17 protein-coding genes are annotated in these 17,044 nt (G+C 71.2%); 5 read left to right on the top strand and 12 right to left on the bottom strand.

Annotated elements, in window-relative coordinates; translation table 11 throughout:
• Positions 1–400: 400 nt before the first annotated feature.
• The 5 genes from ASE22_RS19775 to ASE22_RS19755 form a co-directional block, all read right to left on the bottom strand.
• Positions 401–688 carry a hypothetical protein gene (locus tag ASE22_RS19775; protein ID WP_056363706.1) on the bottom strand — a complete coding sequence of 96 codons (288 nt, stop codon included), beginning with the start codon at positions 686–688 and terminating at the stop codon, positions 401–403.
• 156 nt (positions 689–844) lie between these two features.
• A complete protein-coding gene (locus tag ASE22_RS19770) occupies positions 845–3,247 on the bottom strand; it encodes a TonB-dependent receptor domain-containing protein (RefSeq protein WP_082545331.1) in 2,403 nt (800 codons plus the stop codon).
• Positions 3,244–4,233, bottom strand: a complete 990-nt coding sequence (locus tag ASE22_RS19765) for a FecR family protein (protein WP_056363702.1) — start codon at positions 4,231–4,233, stop codon at positions 3,244–3,246. Before ASE22_RS19765 ends, ASE22_RS19770 begins: the two co-directional genes overlap by 4 nt.
• 41 nt (positions 4,234–4,274) lie before the next feature.
• A complete protein-coding gene (locus ASE22_RS19760; protein ID WP_056363700.1) occupies positions 4,275–4,787 on the bottom strand; it encodes an RNA polymerase sigma factor in 513 nt (170 codons plus the stop codon).
• Positions 4,788–4,956: 169 nt separating this feature from the next.
• Entirely contained in the window at positions 4,957–6,360 is a 1,404-nt protein-coding gene (locus ASE22_RS19755; protein ID WP_056363698.1) for a hypothetical protein, read from the bottom strand.
• Positions 6,361–6,489: 129 nt separating this feature from the next.
• On the opposite strand from ASE22_RS19755, the gene ASE22_RS19750 reads away from it, so the two are divergent.
• The 4 genes from ASE22_RS19750 to ASE22_RS19735 all read left to right on the top strand — a co-directional run bounded on the left by ASE22_RS19750 (position 6,490) and on the right by ASE22_RS19735 (position 9,218).
• On the top strand, positions 6,490–7,053 hold the full coding sequence (locus tag ASE22_RS19750; protein ID WP_056363697.1) for a dihydrofolate reductase family protein: 564 nt from the start codon (positions 6,490–6,492) through the stop codon (positions 7,051–7,053).
• Between the two features lie 121 nt (positions 7,054–7,174).
• Positions 7,175–8,188: a transporter gene (locus ASE22_RS19745; RefSeq protein ID WP_235537378.1), complete on the top strand. Its 1,014-nt coding sequence runs from the start codon at positions 7,175–7,177 to the stop codon at positions 8,186–8,188.
• Positions 8,189–8,301: 113 nt separating this feature from the next.
• Entirely contained in the window at positions 8,302–9,030 is a 729-nt protein-coding gene (locus ASE22_RS19740; protein WP_056363694.1) for a dienelactone hydrolase family protein, read from the top strand.
• A gap of 5 nt (positions 9,031–9,035) precedes the next feature.
• A complete protein-coding gene (locus tag ASE22_RS19735) occupies positions 9,036–9,218 on the top strand; it encodes a hypothetical protein (RefSeq protein ID WP_056363692.1) in 183 nt (60 codons plus the stop codon).
• An 85-nt stretch (positions 9,219–9,303) separates the two neighbouring features.
• Here ASE22_RS19735 and ASE22_RS19730 read toward each other — a convergent pair whose 3' ends face one another.
• From ASE22_RS19730 to ASE22_RS19720, 3 genes are read right to left on the bottom strand one after another with little or no spacing between them, the layout of a single operon-like run.
• Complete coding sequence (locus ASE22_RS19730) at positions 9,304–10,524, bottom strand: diaminopimelate decarboxylase (RefSeq protein WP_056363690.1); 1,221 nt, start codon at positions 10,522–10,524, stop codon at positions 9,304–9,306.
• Positions 10,511–10,978 (bottom strand): SET domain-containing protein-lysine N-methyltransferase, encoded by a 468-nt coding sequence (locus tag ASE22_RS19725; RefSeq protein WP_056363688.1) that lies wholly within the window; start codon positions 10,976–10,978, stop codon positions 10,511–10,513. The genes ASE22_RS19730 and ASE22_RS19725 overlap by 14 nt, the downstream gene beginning before the upstream one ends.
• 43 nt (positions 10,979–11,021) lie before the next feature.
• Complete coding sequence (locus tag ASE22_RS19720; protein ID WP_056364150.1) at positions 11,022–11,420, bottom strand: ATP-binding protein; 399 nt, start codon at positions 11,418–11,420, stop codon at positions 11,022–11,024.
• Between the two features lie 156 nt (positions 11,421–11,576).
• Here ASE22_RS19720 and ASE22_RS19715 point away from each other — a divergent pair, with 156 nt between their 5' ends.
• Positions 11,577–11,873 carry an STAS domain-containing protein gene (locus ASE22_RS19715; protein WP_235537377.1) on the top strand — a complete coding sequence of 99 codons (297 nt, stop codon included), beginning with the start codon at positions 11,577–11,579 and terminating at the stop codon, positions 11,871–11,873.
• 22 nt (positions 11,874–11,895) lie between these two features.
• On the opposite strand, the gene ASE22_RS19710 is transcribed toward ASE22_RS19715, so the two are convergent.
• Genes ASE22_RS19710 through ASE22_RS19695 form a run of 4 tightly spaced genes read right to left on the bottom strand, consistent with a single transcriptional unit; the run spans position 11,896 to position 16,970 of the window.
• Positions 11,896–13,071: a hypothetical protein gene (locus tag ASE22_RS19710; RefSeq protein WP_056363684.1), complete on the bottom strand. Its 1,176-nt coding sequence runs from the start codon at positions 13,069–13,071 to the stop codon at positions 11,896–11,898.
• On the bottom strand, positions 13,068–13,433 hold the full coding sequence (locus ASE22_RS19705) for a hypothetical protein (protein WP_056363682.1): 366 nt from the start codon (positions 13,431–13,433) through the stop codon (positions 13,068–13,070). The genes ASE22_RS19710 and ASE22_RS19705 overlap by 4 nt, the downstream gene beginning before the upstream one ends.
• Positions 13,430–14,578, bottom strand: coding sequence for a HAMP domain-containing protein (locus tag ASE22_RS19700; protein ID WP_056363680.1), 1,149 nt, complete (start codon positions 14,576–14,578; stop codon positions 13,430–13,432). Before ASE22_RS19700 ends, ASE22_RS19705 begins: the two co-directional genes overlap by 4 nt.
• Positions 14,556–16,970: a hypothetical protein gene (locus tag ASE22_RS19695; RefSeq protein ID WP_056363678.1), complete on the bottom strand. Its 2,415-nt coding sequence runs from the start codon at positions 16,968–16,970 to the stop codon at positions 14,556–14,558. Before ASE22_RS19695 ends, ASE22_RS19700 begins: the two co-directional genes overlap by 23 nt.
• Between the last annotated feature and the right edge of the window lie 74 nt (positions 16,971–17,044).

Genomic DNA, 17,044 nt, shown 5'->3' with positions numbered 1-17,044 from the left:
GATCGCCCTCCCGCATGACCCGAAGACGGGGCCGACGCGGCGGAGCCTTGGAAGAAAATGTCGCGGGAGGCGCCGCGCCGCTCTTCGTCATCTTGGCGGAAGCCGGGATCTCGGGAGAAGAGCGGGGCGGGTCTCTCCTGAGATGCCAGCCTGCGCTGGCATGACGGAGGGGGAGCGGGGGGAGCGGGGGGATCTGGCGGCGGCCGGCGGCCTGGAAGGGGGGCGGGTGCGAAGCGGTTGCCGATCGCATCCATGACGTCACCCCAGCGAAGGCTGGGGTCTCGGGAGAGGAGCGGCGCGCGTCTCTCCTGAGATGCCAGCCTACGCTGGCATGACGGAGGGGGGAGCGGAGGGAGCGGGGAGCGGGGGAACGGGAAGGGGGCGTCGGCCGCCGCTCGGCTCAGAAGCTCTTGTCGAGGCCGATGCGGATCGCGCGCGGGCGCAGCGGGGTGATCTGGCGGCCGCCGGCGGCCTGGAAGGGGGTGCCGAGCGCGAAGCGGTTGCCGATCGCATCCGTGGCGTCACCCCAGCGAAGGCTGGGGTCTCGGGAGAAGAGCGGGGCGCGTCTCTCCTGAGATGCCAGCCTGCGCTGGCATGACGGAGGGGGAGCGGGGGGAGCGGGGGGATCTGGCGGCGGCCGGCGGCCTGGAAGGGGGGCGAGCGCGAAGCGGTTGCCGATCGCATCCATGGCGTCACCCCAGCGAAGGCTGGGGTCTCGGGAGAAGAGCGGCGCGGGTCTCTCCTGAGATGCCAGCCTACGCTGGCATGACGGAGGGGAGAGCGGGGGGAGCGGGGGGGAGCGGGGAGCGGGGGAACGGGAAGGGGGCGTCGGCCGCCGCTCGGCTCAGAAGCTCTTGTCGAGGCCGATGCGGATCGTGCGTGGGCGCAGCGGGGTGATCTGGCGGCCGCCGGCGGCCTGGAAGGGGGTGCCGAGCGCGAAGCGGTTGCCGATCGCGTCGGTCAGGTTGGTGACGCCGAGGCTCACGCCGAAATCGGGCCGCCCGACCCGCGCGGTCAGTGCGGTGTCCAGATAGTCGCCCTGCAGGTCGCCGAGGATCGGGCCGATGCCGAGCCGCGACTTGCCGATGTAGCGGACCCAGCCGTTGACCCGCAGTTCGAGCGCGTCGGAAACGGGCCTGCGATAGTCGAAGCCGACCCGGCTGGTGAAGCGCGCGACATTGGGGATGCGGCTCTGCCCGCCGGTGAAGGCGCCGGTCTTGTCGCTTACCGGGACGGCGGCGAGCGCGATCAGCAGCGAGGTCGACGGATCGGTGACGCGGCTGTTGTTGTAGGTCGTGGCGGCGTCGAAGATCAGTCCGGACAGCGGCGCCCAGCCCATCGCCGCGCTCACCGAATAGATGCGGCCGTCGCCGATATTGTCGGTCGAGGGCAGGCCGCCGCTGTCGATGAAATCGGCCTGGATGTCCTGCCAGTCGGTGTAGGACAGGCTCAGCGACAGATCGAACGGATCGTCGCCGCGCACGCCGTAGCGCAGCCCGGTCTCCATCGTCGCGACATGGTCGTTGCGGAAGCGGCGGACGAAGCCGCCCTCGATCGCGAGGCCGCCGGGCCGGAACCCCTGCTGGTAGCGGGCATATACGGTCAGCCGCGGCAGCAGCGCGGCCGACACCGAGGCGGACGGGAGCAGCCTTTTCTCGTTGCGGGTGGCGACGATGGCGGCGCGCGCGGCCTCGACGACGGCGGAGAAGGCCGGCAACGGATCGTCGGCGCCGCCGCCCAGCTTCGACCAGGTGTAGCGCAGGCCCCCGGTCACGGTCAGGGCGCGGACCGGCTCGACGCTGGCCTCGCCATAGACGGTCGTCTCGCGGATGCGGTTGGACACGCCGGTGACGGCTGCCGGCGCGCCCGCCGGGCCGAGCGACCGGTCGAGATCGGTGCGGTTATGGGTGTAGCTGGCGCCGATCACCCAGCCGAAGCCGTCGCGGGCCGGCCGCCACAGCCGGTTCTCGGTCGCGAACATGCGGGTCCGGTTGCGCTGCGAGAACTGGCGCTCGACCCCGTCCATGCTGGCGTCGTAGCGCTCGTCGAGGTCCTGGCGCACCAGCCCGGTCGAGGACAGGAAGGACAGGCCGTCCCAGGCCTTGGCGACGACCAGCTCGCCCAGCGCATAATCGGCGTCGAAGCCCCCCGGCGTCCGGCTCGATCGCTTCAGCCCGCCCAGGCTGCGATCGGCATATTGGCTGTCCCGGCCATGATTGTCCTGGTAGACGCCGCCGACGTCGACGGTCCAGCCGTCGCCGGCGTCGATCCGCAGGGTCGCGCGGCCGCCGGCGATGCGGGTGCGGTTGATGTCCTTCTTCCCGCGCCAGACATCGTCGATATAGCCGCCCTCGCGCAGCCCGTAGGCGACCGCGCGCAGCGCCACCCGGTCGCCGGCGACGGGCAGGTTGAGCATGCCGCCGAGGTCGCCGGACGGATCACCATGCGCGGTGGCCGACACGCCCGCCGACAGCGCGCCGCCATATTCGCCGAGCCGCGGCGGGTTGCGGACGATGCGGATGATGCCGCCGAGCGAACCGGCGCCGTAGAGCGTGCCCTGCGGCCCCTCGAGGATCTCGACCGACCGGATGTCGTAGAGCCGCAGGTCGGGATCGGGCGCGTTGTAGGTCAGCCGCATGTCGCCCAGATACTGGCCGACCGTCGCCTGGGTCGGCCCGGTGAAGCTCGAATCGGCGATGCCGCGGATGAACAGCTTGTTGCGGCCGGCGCCGAGATGGGTCGACGACAGGCTGGCGACGCGGGCGAGCACCGATTCCATGCCCTGCTCGCCGCCGAAGGTCAGGTCGGCGCCGTCGAGGATGCTGACCGATCCGGCGAAGTCGCGCAGCCGCGTGTCGCGCTTCGATGCGGTGACGATGATCGGCTGCTCCTCGCCCTCGACGACGGGCGGCGGCGCGGGGCGGGCGCGGCGCGGCGGCGCGGCGACGTCCCGCGCGGCGACGATCCGGAAGCTCCGTCCGTCGATCACGACCAGCCGGGCGCGGCTGCCGCGCAGCAGGCGGCGCAGAGCGTCCTCCGCGCTCATCCGGCCGCGCAGCGGCGCCACCCGCATCGCCCAGACCGATCCCTCGGCGACGCTGACGCTGACCCCGGCCTGCGCCGCGAGCGCCGCCACGGCGTCGCTCAGCCGGCCCGCCGGCAGGTCGAGCGGCTTCACCTCCGCGGCGCCGATCGGGGCGGCCGCGAGAGCCAGGGGGATGCTGGCGAGGGCGAGGGTGCGGTTCACGGGTTCCGGGGCGACAAAATCCATTCCCGTCCGCTGCGACGGACGTCGACGTCTAGCAGCGAGGCGAGGCCGGCGACATCGTCGTCCTTGCCCAGGCTCAGCACGCCACGGAAACGCTGGGCGGCGACGCGCGGATCGGCGCGCACCGTCTCGCCCGACCAGCGGGTCAGGTCGGCGGCGACGTCGGCCATGGTCTGCCCGTCATAGATCAGCCGGCCCTCGCGCCAGGCGGCGACCGCGTCGGGCGCCACGGCGGCGAGCTCGATATGCGGGTCGCCGTCCTCCGCGCGCAGGCGCCGCCCGGCATCGAGACGCACCGCCGCGCCGTCGGGATCGTAGACCACCGCCCCCTCGGAGACCTGGACGGCGGTGACGCGGCCGTCGCGCACGACGTTGAAACTGGTGCCGACGTCGACCAGCGTCGTGTCGCCGACCAGCACCTTGAACGGTGCGTCATCGTCGTGGACGACGTCGAACAGCGCCTCGCCGCGCTCCAGCGTCGCGTGGCGCGGATCCTTGCGGTCGAGGGTGATGCGGGTGCCGCCGTTGAGCGCGATCCGGCTGCCGTCGCCGAGCGTGACGGTACGCCGCATGCCCGGCGCGGTCTCGACCTGGTAGAGCGCCGGCTGGCGATCGATCATGCCGAAGCCGATCAGGCCCGCCACCGAGGCCGCGATCGCGCCGCCCAGCCAGGCGCGGCGGGTCAGCGACCGGTGCGGCAGTAATCGGTGCGGCTGGGACCGGTGTGGCTGGGACCGGTGGGGCAGGGGCACGACGTTCGACGGCATCTCGGCCGAAGCGGGCGCGACGGCGAGCAGTTCGGCCATGTCCTGGTCGGCGATCGCAAGGCGATGATAGGCTTCGGCATGGGCCGGGTCGGCGCCCAGCCATGCCTCGAATTCCTCCCAGCCGTCGAAGCCGGGGTCGCGCAGGCGGATCACCCAGTCGAGTGCCGCGGTTTCCATATCGTGCCTGTCCTCAGCCATGAAGGTGTGGCTCCCTGAAAGACAGGACGGAGACGTTCGGCTCATCCCTCATCGAAACGGCTCCTGAGCTCGATCATCGCGCGATAGGCGCGGCGCAGGTCGCTTTCGACCGTGCTGATGCTGACACCGAACTCGGCGGCGATCTCGCGCTGGCCGACCCCGTCGATGCGGTGCCGGCGGAAGATCGCGGCGGGCCGTTCCCCCAGCGCATCGAGCGCCGCCTGGGCGAGCCGCAACTGCTCGCGCGCGATCAGCCGCCGTTCGGTCGACGGCTCGTCCGACTGACCGGGGACGGTGGTCGCCGCCTCGGTCCAGTCCTGGTCGCGCCGCGTCGCCTGCTGCCGCGACCGGTAGCGGTCGAGCATCAGGTTGTTGGCGGCGCGGTAGAGGTAGGAGAGCGGCTGCGCGATCGGCCCGTCGGGCGCGGACGACAGCTTCAGCCACAGGTCCTGCAACAGGTCCTCGGCCGCGTCTCCGGCGCCGTGCGCGCGCAGGAAGGCGAGCAGCCGGGCCCGGTTCGACAGGAAGACGGCCTCCAGGCCGGTGCTGTTCATGTCCCCGCTCGCTCGCCTCTCCGCAGACGCAATCAGGGACGGCGCTGTACACGGCGCGACGGCATGGTGCCAATCCCTTCGTGGAGCGCGGACCCCCTGTGCTTCAGACGGTCTCGATGCCGAAACGCCTTGGACCGGAACCTCGCCGCGGCTTCCGGGCCGGGCCCGTTCACGGCACCCGCTCGTACAATTGCCAGTCCATGCCCGACAGGCCATAGGCTCGACCCGAGGCGATCGGCCGGAAGGCGGCGCCGCAGCGCAGCGCCGCCAGCGGGAAGGGCTCGGTGCGGTTGCCGGACAGATAGACGAAGCGGGCGGGCACGCAGCTGTCGATCGTCAGCAGCCGGTAGACCCGCGACGCCGCCGCGCTTTCGAGCACCGCGCCGTCGCCGCCATGGTCGAGCAGGACCGTGGCGCCACCCGGCGCCCGCCGCATCATCGCGTCGACCGCCCTGCCGGGGTCGCCGCGCCGGCTTTGGACGATGCTCGTGTCGGTGGCGAGGCTGGCGATCAGGATCATGCCCGTCGCGACCGCCGCCGCCTGCTTGCCGCGCGCGACCAGCGCCGCCAGCAGGTCGGCGATCAACAGCAGCAGCGCCACCGAGACCAGCAGATAATAGCGCGGCCACACGCCGTCGTCGGGTTCGGCGAGCGCCACCAGCAGCGGAAAGCCGAGGATCGCGATCAGGAAGAAGGGCGACCGGTCGGCGAGCGCGCCGGTCCTCCGCACCGCCACCGGGAGCAGCAGCAGGGCCAGCATCGGCAGTCCGATCATCGGCGACCAGCCGATCGTGAAGGCCAGCATATCGACCAGCGCACCGACGAATGCCGGCCAGGAGAAGGCGGCCATGCCGTCCACGCCCGCCCCCTCCGGACCGGCGAGGGTGGCGGCCAGGACCAGCAGCAGCACCGCGACCACCGCGCCGATCGGGCGGCCCATCAGCCGGGCGGTTGCGGCGACGGCGCGGCGGGCGGGCATGCGCCGGCCATATTCGATCAGCACCCAGCCGCTCAGCGCCGCGATGCCGAACAGCATCGACATATCGGCGAACATGCCGAGCAGCGCGGCCAGGCCCAGCCAAGGCCCGGCGCGGCGCGGCGGACGGCCGAACAGTTCGCGATCGACGATCCAGATCGAGACGAGCAGCGCGAGCAGCATCGGCGCATCGCCGCGCGCCTCGGAGCCGTAGGTCAGCAGGATCGGCGAGACGGCGAACATCGTCGCCGTCAGCAGCGTCGTGCCCAGGCCGCGCCGCAGCCCGATCAGCCCCGCCACGCCGATCGCGGCGGTGCCGCAGGCGATCGACAGCGCGCGGCCGAGCAGCGGCGGACCGCCCCAGCCGACGAATCGCAGCCACAGGCCGTTGAGGACATGGCCATCGCCCGGGCCGCTCGCGAACAGCAGGTCGCCCGGCGTCGGCGCATCGCGCGCGAACAGCGCCGACCATGCCTCGTCGAGCCAATAGTCGCCCTGCGCCGCGGCGATCCGCAGCGCGAGGCCCAGCGCCATCGGCAGCGCGAAGGCCAGCCACAGCTTCCAGCCGGAGGGAGGGATCGGGTCGTCGCGCACCATGGCTGCTTCTATCCGGATCGGACGGCCATGCCAGCGTTCGTGGGACCGTCGAGCAAGAATCCGTCTATACCCCCGAGAAGCGGTGGGCGGCGTTCAGGCAAGGCCCGGTATTCGTTGGGAGGTTTCGGCGTGGCAAAGCTCGTCTTCGGAATGAACCAGTCGCTCGACGGTTATGTCGACCATCTGGAAATGACCACGGGTCCCGCGCTGTTCGGTCACTGGCTGGACCATGTGCGCGGCCTGACCGGCAGCGTGTATGGCCGCCGCATGTACGAGGTGATGCGCTATTGGGACGAGGATCTTCCCGAGTGGGGGCCGGAACGGCAGGCGTTCGCCGCGGCGTGGCGGCGCCAGCCGAAGTGGGTCGTGTCGCGCTCGCTGACGTCGGTCGGGCCCAACGCCACGCTGATCGGGAGCGACGTCGAGGCGACGATACGGGGCCTGAAGGCCCGGCTCGTCGGGGAGATCGCCGTTTCCGGGCCCGAGCTGGCGCGAAGCCTGGGCGACCTTGGCCTGATCGACGAGTATCGTCTCTATCTCCATCCCGTCGTGCTCGGTCGCGGCAAGCCGTTCTTCGCCGGCCCGCGGCCGCCGCTCCGCCTCGTTTCCACCGATCCGGTCGGCGAGGACGTGATCAGGGTGACCTACGTCCCTGCCGGATCGTGCGACGGGCCGCCTCCCGGCCATGCTTAGCGGATCGCCCGTCGCGCCTTGCGAGGGCGGATGTTTCCATCTGCCTGGAAATCGCGCCAGCGGCTAAGCAGGGCAGGAACGGGGGGCGGTGATTCGGCGCGGGACGCCGACCCCGCTTCCCATGCGATCGGAACCGGAAGTGTCGACCAGCAGCGATCCCTTGCCGATGACGCCCTTCCCGTCGGCCCCCGGCCTGATCTGGGGCTTCGACCTCGGTGCCGAGGGCGCGCGCCCCACCGAGCGCTGCGAGGAGGTCGGCGTCGGCTTCCGCTGGCTGCATCTGAGCCTGGCGCACCAGGGGACGGCAAGCTGGATCAACCGGCTGGGGAGCCTGCCCGAGGACGTCAAGGAGTTGTTGCTGGCGGGCGACAACCACCAGCGCGCGCTGGTCGACGAGGGCGTCGTCGGCTGCGTGCTCCATGACTTCGAGCGCGATTTCGAGCAGCGCAGCACGCAGATCGGCGCGATCCGGCTGGCGCTGACCCCGACGATGATGATCACGGCGCGGCTCCATCCGATCCGGTCGGCCGACAATGTCCGCAACCGTCTCGCGCATGGCCGCCGGATCGAGGAGCCGAGCGACGCGCTCGACCTGCTCGTCACCACCATCGCCGAGGGGCTGTCCGCCGAGGTCCGCGACCTGAGCGGCGAGGTGCAGAGCGCCGAGGACGCCTTCCTCACCGACTTCAACTCGCCGACCGCGCGGGGCCTGATCGCGATCCGCCGCCGCCTCGCCCAGCTCCACCGCATGCTCGCCGGGATGAGCACGGTGTTCCGGCGGCTCGAAGAGGACGAGGAACTGCCCGAACCGCTGATCGCCACGGTCGAGAAGCTGTCGCAGCGGCTCCAGTCGCTCGACGCCGACGTCGAGGGCGTCCAGCGCCAGCTGCGCCAGCTCCGCGAGGAGATCGATACCCAGGTCGACCAGCGGACCAACCAGAACCTCTACATATTGTCGATCATGACCGCCCTGTTGCTGCCGGCGACCTTCGTCACCGGTCTGTTCGGCATGAACACGGGCGGGCTTCCCTGGGCGCGATCGCCGCACGGCACCTTCCTCGCGACCCTGCTCGCCTTCGGGGTGGCGGGCATGACCTATGTCCTGCTCCGCTGGATGGGGTTCATGCGCCGCTGATTGCCTTCCCGTAACGGTCGTGTCTGGTCCAGAACGGACGAAAAGCAGCGATTGTGTACGGCTCGTGACATGCTTAACAGGCGATCGGGGTGGGAAGGTCAACGGGGAGAGTCATGCACACCGAAATTCTGACCTACGAGGCCGATGGCCTGCGTATGGAAAGCCACCTCTTCGTCGACCCGAGGCGAGATGGGCGGCGCCCCGGCGTGCTGGTCTTCCCCGAAGCCTTCGGCCTGGGCGATCATGCCAAGGATCGGGCCCGGCGCCTCGCCGAGCTCGGCTATGTGGCGCTGGCCTGCGACCTGCATGGCGAAGGTGAGGTCATGACCGACCGCGAGAAGATGATGGCCGCGCTGGGCGCGCTGCGCGAGGCGCCCGAGCGGATCCGCGCCCGCGCCGGCGGCGGCCTGGCGGCGCTGCTCGGCCGCGACGAGGTCGATCCCGCGCGGATCGCGTCGATCGGCTATTGCTTCGGCGGCACGATGTCGCTCGAACTGGCGCGCGGCGGGGCCCCGATCGCGGGCGTGGTCGGCTTCCATAGCGGTCTTGCGACCGCCCGGCCCGAGGACGCGAAGGACATCACGGCGCGGATATTGGTGCTGATCGGCGCCGACGACCCCGGTATTCCCCCCGAGCAGCGTGCCGCCTTCGAGGCCGAGATGCGCGCCGGCAAGGTCGACTGGCAGATGAAGCTGTACGGCGGGGTCGTCCATAGCTTCACCAACGAGGGCGCCGACGCGCTGGGGATGCCCGATTTCGCGCGCTACGACGCGACCGCCGACCGACGCTCCTGGGACGAGATGATCGCCTTCTTCGGCGAGATTTTCGGGACGGCGGCCTGAGCGCCATGTCGGATGGATCGAAGGGTTCCGCCGCACGGCTGAGACGCGAAGCGGCGAAGGCGCGCCTGCTGGCGCACAACAGGACCGACGGGCAGGAGCGCGAGAGACTGACCGCGATGGCCGCGATGTTCGATCGCGAGGCCCAGGCGATCGACGAGGCGCTCGACGGGAAGGCCGAGCGCGACTGATCGGTCGGGCTCGGGAAAGCCGGTTGCCCGACAAGCGCGATGCCCCCCGTCCGTCATGCCGGTGCCGGTCGGTTTCCTGTCCCGGCTACACCAGCATCTCGACGAATGCGCCGCGCATGCAGTGGTTGGAGCTCATCGCCGAGCCGTAGCCGCCGGCGTTGATCAGCGCGATCCGGTCGCCCTCCTCGAGCGGCGGCATGCGATGATCCTCCGCCCACAGGTCGAGCGCCTCGTTGATGTTGCCCGCGACGGTGACGGGCTGCCAGCGCGCCGGGTCGGGCTCGCGCAGGGCGCAGGCGACGGGCTCGCAGGGGAGGTCGTAATGCGCGGGCTCGGGGTGGAGGTTGAAGCCGCCGTCGACCGCGACGAAGGTCGTGTCGCGCTTGCGCTCGACCCCGACGACCGACAGCAGCAGCAGCCCGGCATCCTTGACCAGATAATCGCCCGGCTCGACCGCGACGGTCAGCTGGCGGCCGCCGAAATGGCGGGCGACGATCGCCGACCAGCGGGCGAGGTCGAGCGGCGCGTCGCCGGCGCGGTGCGGCACGCCCAGGCCGCCGCCGACGTTGACCGTCGTCGCGTCGGGCAGGTCGGCGAGGAAGCCGGCGGCGGCGCCAACCGCCTGGTCCCAGGCGTCGAGCTGGTCCGACAGATAGCCGCAGCCGACATGGAAATGGATCGCGGTGATCCGGAGGCCGTGGCGCGCGGCGAGGTCGAGCGCCTCGGCCCATTGCTCGCGATAGATGCCGAACTTGGTGGTCCGCGCGCCGGCATAGGTCAGCCGCGCGCTATCGCCATAGCCGGTGCCGAAGCCCGGATTGACCCGGATGCCGATCGCGCGGCCGGGCCGGCGCTCGCCGATCCGCCGGATCTGGCCGAGCGAGTCGCAGTTGATATGGAGATCGGGATGGGCGAGCAGCCGATCGAGGTCGCGGTTCGCGACGCTGGTGCCGGTGAAGCTGATGTCGGCCGCCCGGAAGCCGCAGGCCAGCGCCAGATCGAGTTCGTCGGGCGAACAGATATCGATGCCGACCGCGCCGCCGCGCGCACCCTCGGCCGCCAGCAGTTCGAGCAGCGGGGCGAAGCGGTTGCACTTCATCGCATAATGGATGCGGTGCGCGCAGCCGGTCGCCTCCAGCGCGCCGCGCAGCCGGGCGAGATTGGCGCGGATGCGGCCGGCGCCATAGACGAAGAGGGGGCGGTCATGCGCGCGGGCGAGCGCCTCGACGTCCTTCCCAGCGAAGATCAGCCGGCCGTCGGCGGCGCGGTGGAGATCGTCGCGCGCCCACCAGTCAGCGGGCATCATGCTCCGCGAGCCATGCAAGGCCTTCGTCGCTGGGCGCCTCGTCCCGGCCATGGACCCAGCCCCGGCACGACGCCGCGCCGCAACGGCAGGCGAACTGGCGGTGAAGCCGATCCTCGGTGTCGGCATAGTCGACGGTCAGCACGTCGTCGGGCGCGATGGCCCGCAGCGCGACGAGGGTGAAGCCGGCCATGTCGAGCCGGCTGTTCGGATCGCAGCCATGGCTGAGATAGCCGATATAGCGGGTGCCGCTGATGTGACGGCTGGCGTCGATCTGCAGGCTGTGCTGGCAGATCTCCTCGCTGACGATCCCGGCGAAGCGGTGGATCACGGCGCCGGCCGCGAACGACCGCCGCGCGCGTACGCCGAGGCCGCGCGAATCGTCGAGGCGAACCACCTCGATCGCGTCGTCGTCCTGATGCTGCCGTGCCGTTGCCCAATCCGGCGCAGACGTCATACGCTCACCCCTGTACGAATCCGCGCAGACTAGCCCGAAAGGCTTAGAAAGTCTTGCTAAAGATCAGCCGGTTCCACCCTTTTTCGCGGGCATAGCCGACATCGTCCATCATTTCCCTGACGAGGTGGATGCCGAGGCCGCCGATCGCGCGATCGTCGATGCCGAGGTCGGTGTCGGGGGCGTCGCGCGCCAGCGGATCGAAGGGCGGGCCATCGTCGGCGACGGTGGCGGTCAGCGTGCGATCGTCGGCCGCGATGGCGACCGACAGGGTGCCGCCGCCATGATGGGCGATGTTGCTCAGCACCTCGTCGAAGGCGATCATGATCCGTGCCGCGGCGGCGGGCGGAACGCCGGCCGTCCCCAGCCAGGCCTCGATCTCGACGATCAGGCCGGGAAGCCCCGGCGCCCCCGCGGGCAGGGTGCGTTCGAACCTAGCGGGCACGCGGCCGTGCCCTCCGCCGTGCCGTTGCGCCATGCCCTCGGATAATCGTGTGGAAAATCGACATCCACTCCTGATATGCAACGACGCCGACACGCCGCGGCCAAGTGGATTCTAGACCAGATGGACATCAGCGAAAATAGCCGAGACGGTGCTCTCGTGATTTCGGCCGCCGGCCGGATCGACAGCACCACCGCCGGAGAGCTCGAAGCCGTGCTTCCCGGCCGCGTCCGCGACCATGGCGCGGTCGTGCTCGACCTGTCGGGCGTGCCCTATGTCAGCTCGGCCGGACTGCGCGTCCTGCTGATCGGGGCGAAGGCGGCGAAGGCGGCCGGACACAGGCTGATCATCACCGGGGTCGCGCCCGCCGTGCGCGAAGTGTTCGACATCAGCGGCTTTTCGAAGATCTTCACGATCGAAGCCGACATCGAATCGGCGCTCGCCGCGATCGGCTAGAAACCGGACCGTGTCGGCCGGTTCATGCCGGCCGCACCGCCGCGACGATGCCGCTCTCCGCGAACAGGATGGCGAGGTCGCTGGTGAGCGCCCCCGCCGACAGGCCGGGATTGAGCGCGCGATAACCCTCGACCATGGCGGGATCGGCGGCGAGCGCGAACGCGCCCTCGGACACACCGGTCGCGACCACCCGCCATTCGACCCCGAAGGCGCGGGCGGCGAGATCCAGCCGGTCGCGGAACGCGGACGCCGGTCCGGCGGCGACATGGTCGCGCGCCGCGATCGCGGCGGCCAGCGCTTCGGCGGGTTGGCCGCCCGCCGCGCCCAGGGCGATCGCCCAGCCGCCGTCGCAGGGCAGCGCGACATGGACGGCGCCCGCCGGCGCGTTCGGCAGCGGGCGGATCGACAGGGCGATGCCGCCCTCGATCCGCTCGACGCCGGGCAGATGCCGCTCGCGCAGCGCCGCAATGCCCTCGTCGAGGCCGCCTTCGGGCCGCCGGGCGAGGCGCCGCAGCTCGCTCGCCACGCTCTTGTCGAGCAGGCCGATCGCATCGGCCAGGTCGCGCACCTCGCGGATGCCGAGCGCGGCATCGTCGCTGCTGCCGCCCCGCGCCTCGATGATCGCGCGGGTGCGGCTGAAGGCGCGGCCCACGCGGCGCGCGACCATCAGGCCGAGCAGCACCGCGAGCGCCGCCGACCCCACGATCAGCGTGGCCGACAGGCGCTTGAGGTGGAAGGTGCGGCGCACGAGCGGCTTGGCGCTGATCTCCGCGACGACCATCGCGCCATGGCCGTCGGGAGCGATGGCGGTAACCAGCGGATCGCCGTGCGCATCGGTCCAGTCGCTGACGACGCGCGCCTTGCCGGGCACGGCCAGTCCCGCGCGGACGGTGGGCGGCGTGTCGAGCAGGCTGAGCAGCGGGCCGCCGGGGCGGCTGAGGTAAAGCGATGCGAGGCCCGGTATCTTGTGGGCGGCGTCGCGCAGGGCGGCGCGCCGGCCGGGCTCGCCGAGTTCCGCGAAGGGGTCGTTGGCCTGGCGCGCGAACTCGGCGACGGTCACGGCGGCGGCCAGCGCCTCGCCGCGCAGGCCCGCCTCCATGTGGCGCGTCTCCTCGTCGTAGAGGAGGGCGCTGTTGATCCCGGCGAGGAACAGGAACAGCGGCAGCGCCAGCAGGATGATGACGGTGCGGACGCTCATCGCGGCGCCTCGTTGCGCTGCATCAGCGACATGACGAACTCGGGAAACTCGCGGGCGATGGTGAAGACATGCGGCTTGGCGACCACGAGCAGGGTCGCGCCCGCCGGGCCCGCGAGGCAGTCCTGCGGCGCCGCGAGACCGAACAGCAGGCCGGGGGCGTCGAACACCGGCGGGACGGGGGCCCCGTCCGCCCCGACCAGAGCGCCCTCGACGCAGGCGAGCAGCGATTCGGCGAGGCTGCCCGCCGGCAGCACGAGCTGGCCGGCCACGACCGTCCGGAGCGGCGACCGCGCGACGATCGTGTCCAGTACCTCGTCGTCGAGCGCGTCGAAGCCGGGGAGAAGGCGAAGCCGGTCGATCATGCGCCAGCCCCGATGACGAGCTCGCGTCCGTCGTCGAGGCGGGCGGTGGCCCGCTCGCCCGGCGCGAGCGCGAGGACCGGCCCCTCGGCTTCGATGCGCGCGGCAAGCGCCGGATCCGCCGCGACCCGTTCGGCCAGCAGCGCCGCCGCCGCCCGGCGCAGCGAGGCGCCCTCGCCGTCGGCGAGGGGATCGCCGCCGGTGAAGGACAGCCGGTTCGACCCCTTCGCCAGCGTCGCCAGCGCGGCGGCGGCGGCGGCGACGCCAGCCTCGCGGGTCGCGATATCGCGGTGGACGCGGGCGTCGGCGAGCCTGCCCGTCATCTCGGTTGTGCTGGCGGCAAGCGCTTCCTGGAGATCGGCGATGTCGCGCGGGGCGGGGAAGCGTTCGAGCGGACGGTGATCGCCGCCGGCGATGCGCAGCGCCTCCTGCCGCAGCCGGTCGAGCGGCTCGGCGATGCGGCGCACCGCGACGACCGTGACGAACGCGCTGCCGAGCAGCGAGGCGAGGCCGATCACGACGCTGACGAACAGCGCGTTCTGGGTCGCCACCCGGATCAGCGAGACGTTCACGTCGGCGCCGGCGGTGGCGACGATGCGGCCCTGCCGGTCGCGCACGGGCGCGGCGGCGGTCTTGAGCAGTCCCCATTGCTCCTGGAACTCGATCGGCGAGAGATGGACCGTGCCCTGCGCTGTGGCGCGGCGAATCCCGGCCAGCGTCTCGGGCGGCAGGTCGTCCTCCGCGCCGATCCTCGAATGGTCCTCGCCCACCGTCGCGTCGAGGACGTAGATCACGTCCTGCGACCCGCCCAGCACCTGGGTGTAGAGATAGGTGATGTCGAGTTCGTGCAGGATGCGCCGCATCGGCAGCACCGCGCGCAGATATTCGGCGCTGTGCTCGGCCGCGTCGCCCTCGGGCTCGGTCCGGGCGATGGCGATCAGCCGGTCATGGTCGCCGGCATCGAGCAGCGCCCCGGTCAGCGCGCTGGTCGCGATCAGCTTGCGGTCGAAGCCGTCGACGATCGACGTGTAGACCCGGTCGTAGGCGAGCAGGCTGAGGCCGATCGCGACGAAGGCGACGGCGGGCAGGAAGACGCGCAGCAGCAGCGTCCGGATCGGGATGCCGCTACGCCGCATAGGCGCGGTCATCCGAGGCGCGGTACATCGCCAGCGCCAGATCGACGTTCCGGCAGGCGAGATCGCGCGCATAGGCGTTGGAGAGCCACAGGGTCACGCCGTCGACGTCGACGGCGCGGACGTCCTGGTCCGACGGCCGGTCGCGGAGCTTGATCGCGAGCCGTGCCTGAACGTCGATCGAGGCGGCGGCGAAATCGGGAAAGGCGGCGATCGCATCGATCTTGTCGACCATCGTCCGGGCACCCGCGCCGGGCAGCCCGAGCAGCGTCGCGAGATCGGCGCGTTCGAGCGGATAGAGATCGGGGCGCAGCGCCTTGCGCAGCTTCGCGCCCAGCTCCCCGGGCGGCACCAGGTCGCGGATCGCCTGCGCCGCCGCGACGAGTTCGAGCGGATCGGGCGAGGCCAGCCTATCCTCCAGCATCTCCAGAAGCCGCGCGGGGCCGGCCGGGATGCCGGGCGGCCGATCGTCGAGCAGCCCCTTGAGCAGCCGGAAGGTGGCGCGGTCGACGCCGTTCTCGATCGTCTCGATCGCATTGCCGCGCACCTTGGGATTCTTCGAATGGAGCGAGACGATCAGCAGGTCGAAGTCGGGCAGGCGGCCGCCGAGCGCGAGCAGTTCGATCACGAAGTCGGTGCCCTTGCCGATCAGCTGGCGCTGCAGCCGGGCCAGCAGGCGGGTGGCGCGGGTCTGGTCGGGTACCGCCTCGAGCGCCTCGGCGAGGGCGAAGCGCGGTTCGGCGCGCTCCAGCTCGGCCCGGACCAGCGCGTCGAGCCGCGAGGCAAAGAGCGGGTAGGAGAGCCGGGCGAGCGCGCGCGCCGCCATGGCGCGGCCGCGATAGCGGAAGGTCCGGTCGGGCATCGCCGAGACGAGGCGGGGAATCGCGGTGTCGCCCCAGCCGATGATCATCGTCTCGACGTCGTGGCGATCGGCCGGGGAGAGCCAGGACGCCCGGTCGAGGATCCTGGGCAGCGCCTCGAGGTCGCGGCCGGCGCTGAGCAGGGCGATCGCCTCCGCCCGGACGGCGCGATCCTGCGAGCGCAACTGTTCGAGAAGCGCGTCGGTGTCGGTGGCGCCGGTGGTGTCGGCGGCGGGCGCGATCCCGCGTCCCTTCCCGAAATCGAGCAGCATCGACCGCATGTTGCGCGCCATCGCGGCCGGGTAGAGCTGGCGCAGCATGATCACGACCAGCAGCAGGACGAGGCCGAGAATGACGCCCAGCCCCGACAGGTCGCGGACGTCGGTGCGGCCGGCGTAGACCAGCAGGAAGCCGCCGGCGATGAAGCTGGCGAGCGGTTCGGCCAGCCCTTCGACGATGGTGCGGACCGGGCGCTTGGTTTCCGCGGGGACCGCGTTGAACAGCAGGTTCTGGTTGTTGTATTCGATCGAGGTGAGGATGCCGTGATAGGCGAAGAAGGCCGCCAGCGCGCCTTCGAACGATCCCGTCACGAACAGGAAGCCGAACGCCGCGAAATAGGAGAGCGGCATGATCAGCGCGACGTTGCGCACGCCGATCCGCCCGACCAGCCGGTTGAACACGAACAGGCAGATGATGACGTTGAAGATGTTCGCCGCCGCATAGAGCGAGCCGAGCAGGCTGGCCAGCTCCGCCTCGCTGCGTCCCTGTTCGAACATGTCCGAATATTGGAACTCGGCCAGGTTGGTCATCAGCAGGGTGACGAACAGGATCAGGGTCAGCACCAGCGTATAGCGCGAGGTACGGAAGGTGTCGACGACCTGGCCGATCTGGCGCCCGACGCTCTCGTCGCCCTGCGCGACCTCGCTGTCGGCGATTCGCGTCCAGCGCCGCCGCAGCCCGAGCGCGACCGGGAAGGTGATCGCGGCGATGCCCGCCCAGATCAGGAAGAAGCCGCGCAGCGACACGGTGCCGGCGAACTGGCTGACGATCAGGCCGCCGCAGGTCATGCCGAGCGCGGTCGCGGCGGCGAGCAGCGGGAACAGCCGCTTGCCGTCCTGGATGGCGAAATAGCCGTCGGTATAGTTCCAGAACTGGGTGTAGAGCGCGATGTACCACATCGCGAGATAGAGCTTCAGGCCGATATAGACCGGCAGCTGCCAGTGGGCCGGCAGGTCGAGGCCGAGCACCGCATAGGACAGCAGGCCGCCGACCACGAGCAGCGCGATCGTCGCGTCGATCACCCGGTCGATCGAGAAGCGGACCATCAGATAGGAGAAGGCCGCCGTGTAGATCAGCATGATCGCCGGCGTCATCATGAAGATCAGCGCCAGCCGATCGGCCCCGGCATGGGCGAGGAAGGCCGCGTCGCCGGCGCTGAAGCCGATGCCGAGCCCCATCTGCAGGAGAAAGCCGAGCAGGCCGAACTGGGCGAGCTTCGGCCATTCGCCGGGTGCAACACGCAGCAGCCGGTTGACGAAACCCCCCAAAATTCCCCCTTCGTGCCGTTGGGACTACCGCTGGCGCCCTGCCGGTGCGATAGTCGAGCGAGGGCAACAGCTTC

Origin of the sequence: Sphingomonas sp. Root720 (assembly GCF_001428605.1) — a bacterium.
Taxonomy (GTDB): Bacteria; Pseudomonadota; Alphaproteobacteria; order Sphingomonadales; family Sphingomonadaceae; genus Rhizorhabdus.
The sequence above is the reverse complement of the archived record's forward strand: the minus strand, read 5'-3'. Positions and strand labels throughout refer to the sequence as shown.

Coding starts and splice junctions, on each gene's coding strand:
- ASE22_RS19775 (WP_056363706.1), bottom strand. CDS start 688: ATGGATGCGATCGGCAACCGCTTCGCGCTCGCCCCCCTTCCAGGCCGC.
- ASE22_RS19765 (WP_056363702.1), bottom strand. CDS start 4,233: ATGGCTGAGGACAGGCACGATATGGAAACCGCGGCACTCGACTGGGTG.
- ASE22_RS19760 (WP_056363700.1), bottom strand. CDS start 4,787: ATGAACAGCACCGGCCTGGAGGCCGTCTTCCTGTCGAACCGGGCCCGG.
- ASE22_RS19755 (WP_056363698.1), bottom strand. CDS start 6,360: ATGGTGCGCGACGACCCGATCCCTCCCTCCGGCTGGAAGCTGTGGCTG.
- ASE22_RS19745 (WP_235537378.1), top strand. CDS start 7,175: ATGCGATCGGAACCGGAAGTGTCGACCAGCAGCGATCCCTTGCCGATG.
- ASE22_RS19740 (WP_056363694.1), top strand. CDS start 8,302: ATGCACACCGAAATTCTGACCTACGAGGCCGATGGCCTGCGTATGGAA.
- ASE22_RS19735 (WP_056363692.1), top strand. CDS start 9,036: ATGTCGGATGGATCGAAGGGTTCCGCCGCACGGCTGAGACGCGAAGCG.
- ASE22_RS19730 (WP_056363690.1), bottom strand. CDS start 10,524: ATGATGCCCGCTGACTGGTGGGCGCGCGACGATCTCCACCGCGCCGCC.
- ASE22_RS19725 (WP_056363688.1), bottom strand. CDS start 10,978: ATGACGTCTGCGCCGGATTGGGCAACGGCACGGCAGCATCAGGACGAC.
- ASE22_RS19710 (WP_056363684.1), bottom strand. CDS start 13,071: ATGAGCGTCCGCACCGTCATCATCCTGCTGGCGCTGCCGCTGTTCCTG.
- ASE22_RS19705 (WP_056363682.1), bottom strand. CDS start 13,433: ATGATCGACCGGCTTCGCCTTCTCCCCGGCTTCGACGCGCTCGACGAC.
- ASE22_RS19700 (WP_056363680.1), bottom strand. CDS start 14,578: ATGACCGCGCCTATGCGGCGTAGCGGCATCCCGATCCGGACGCTGCTG.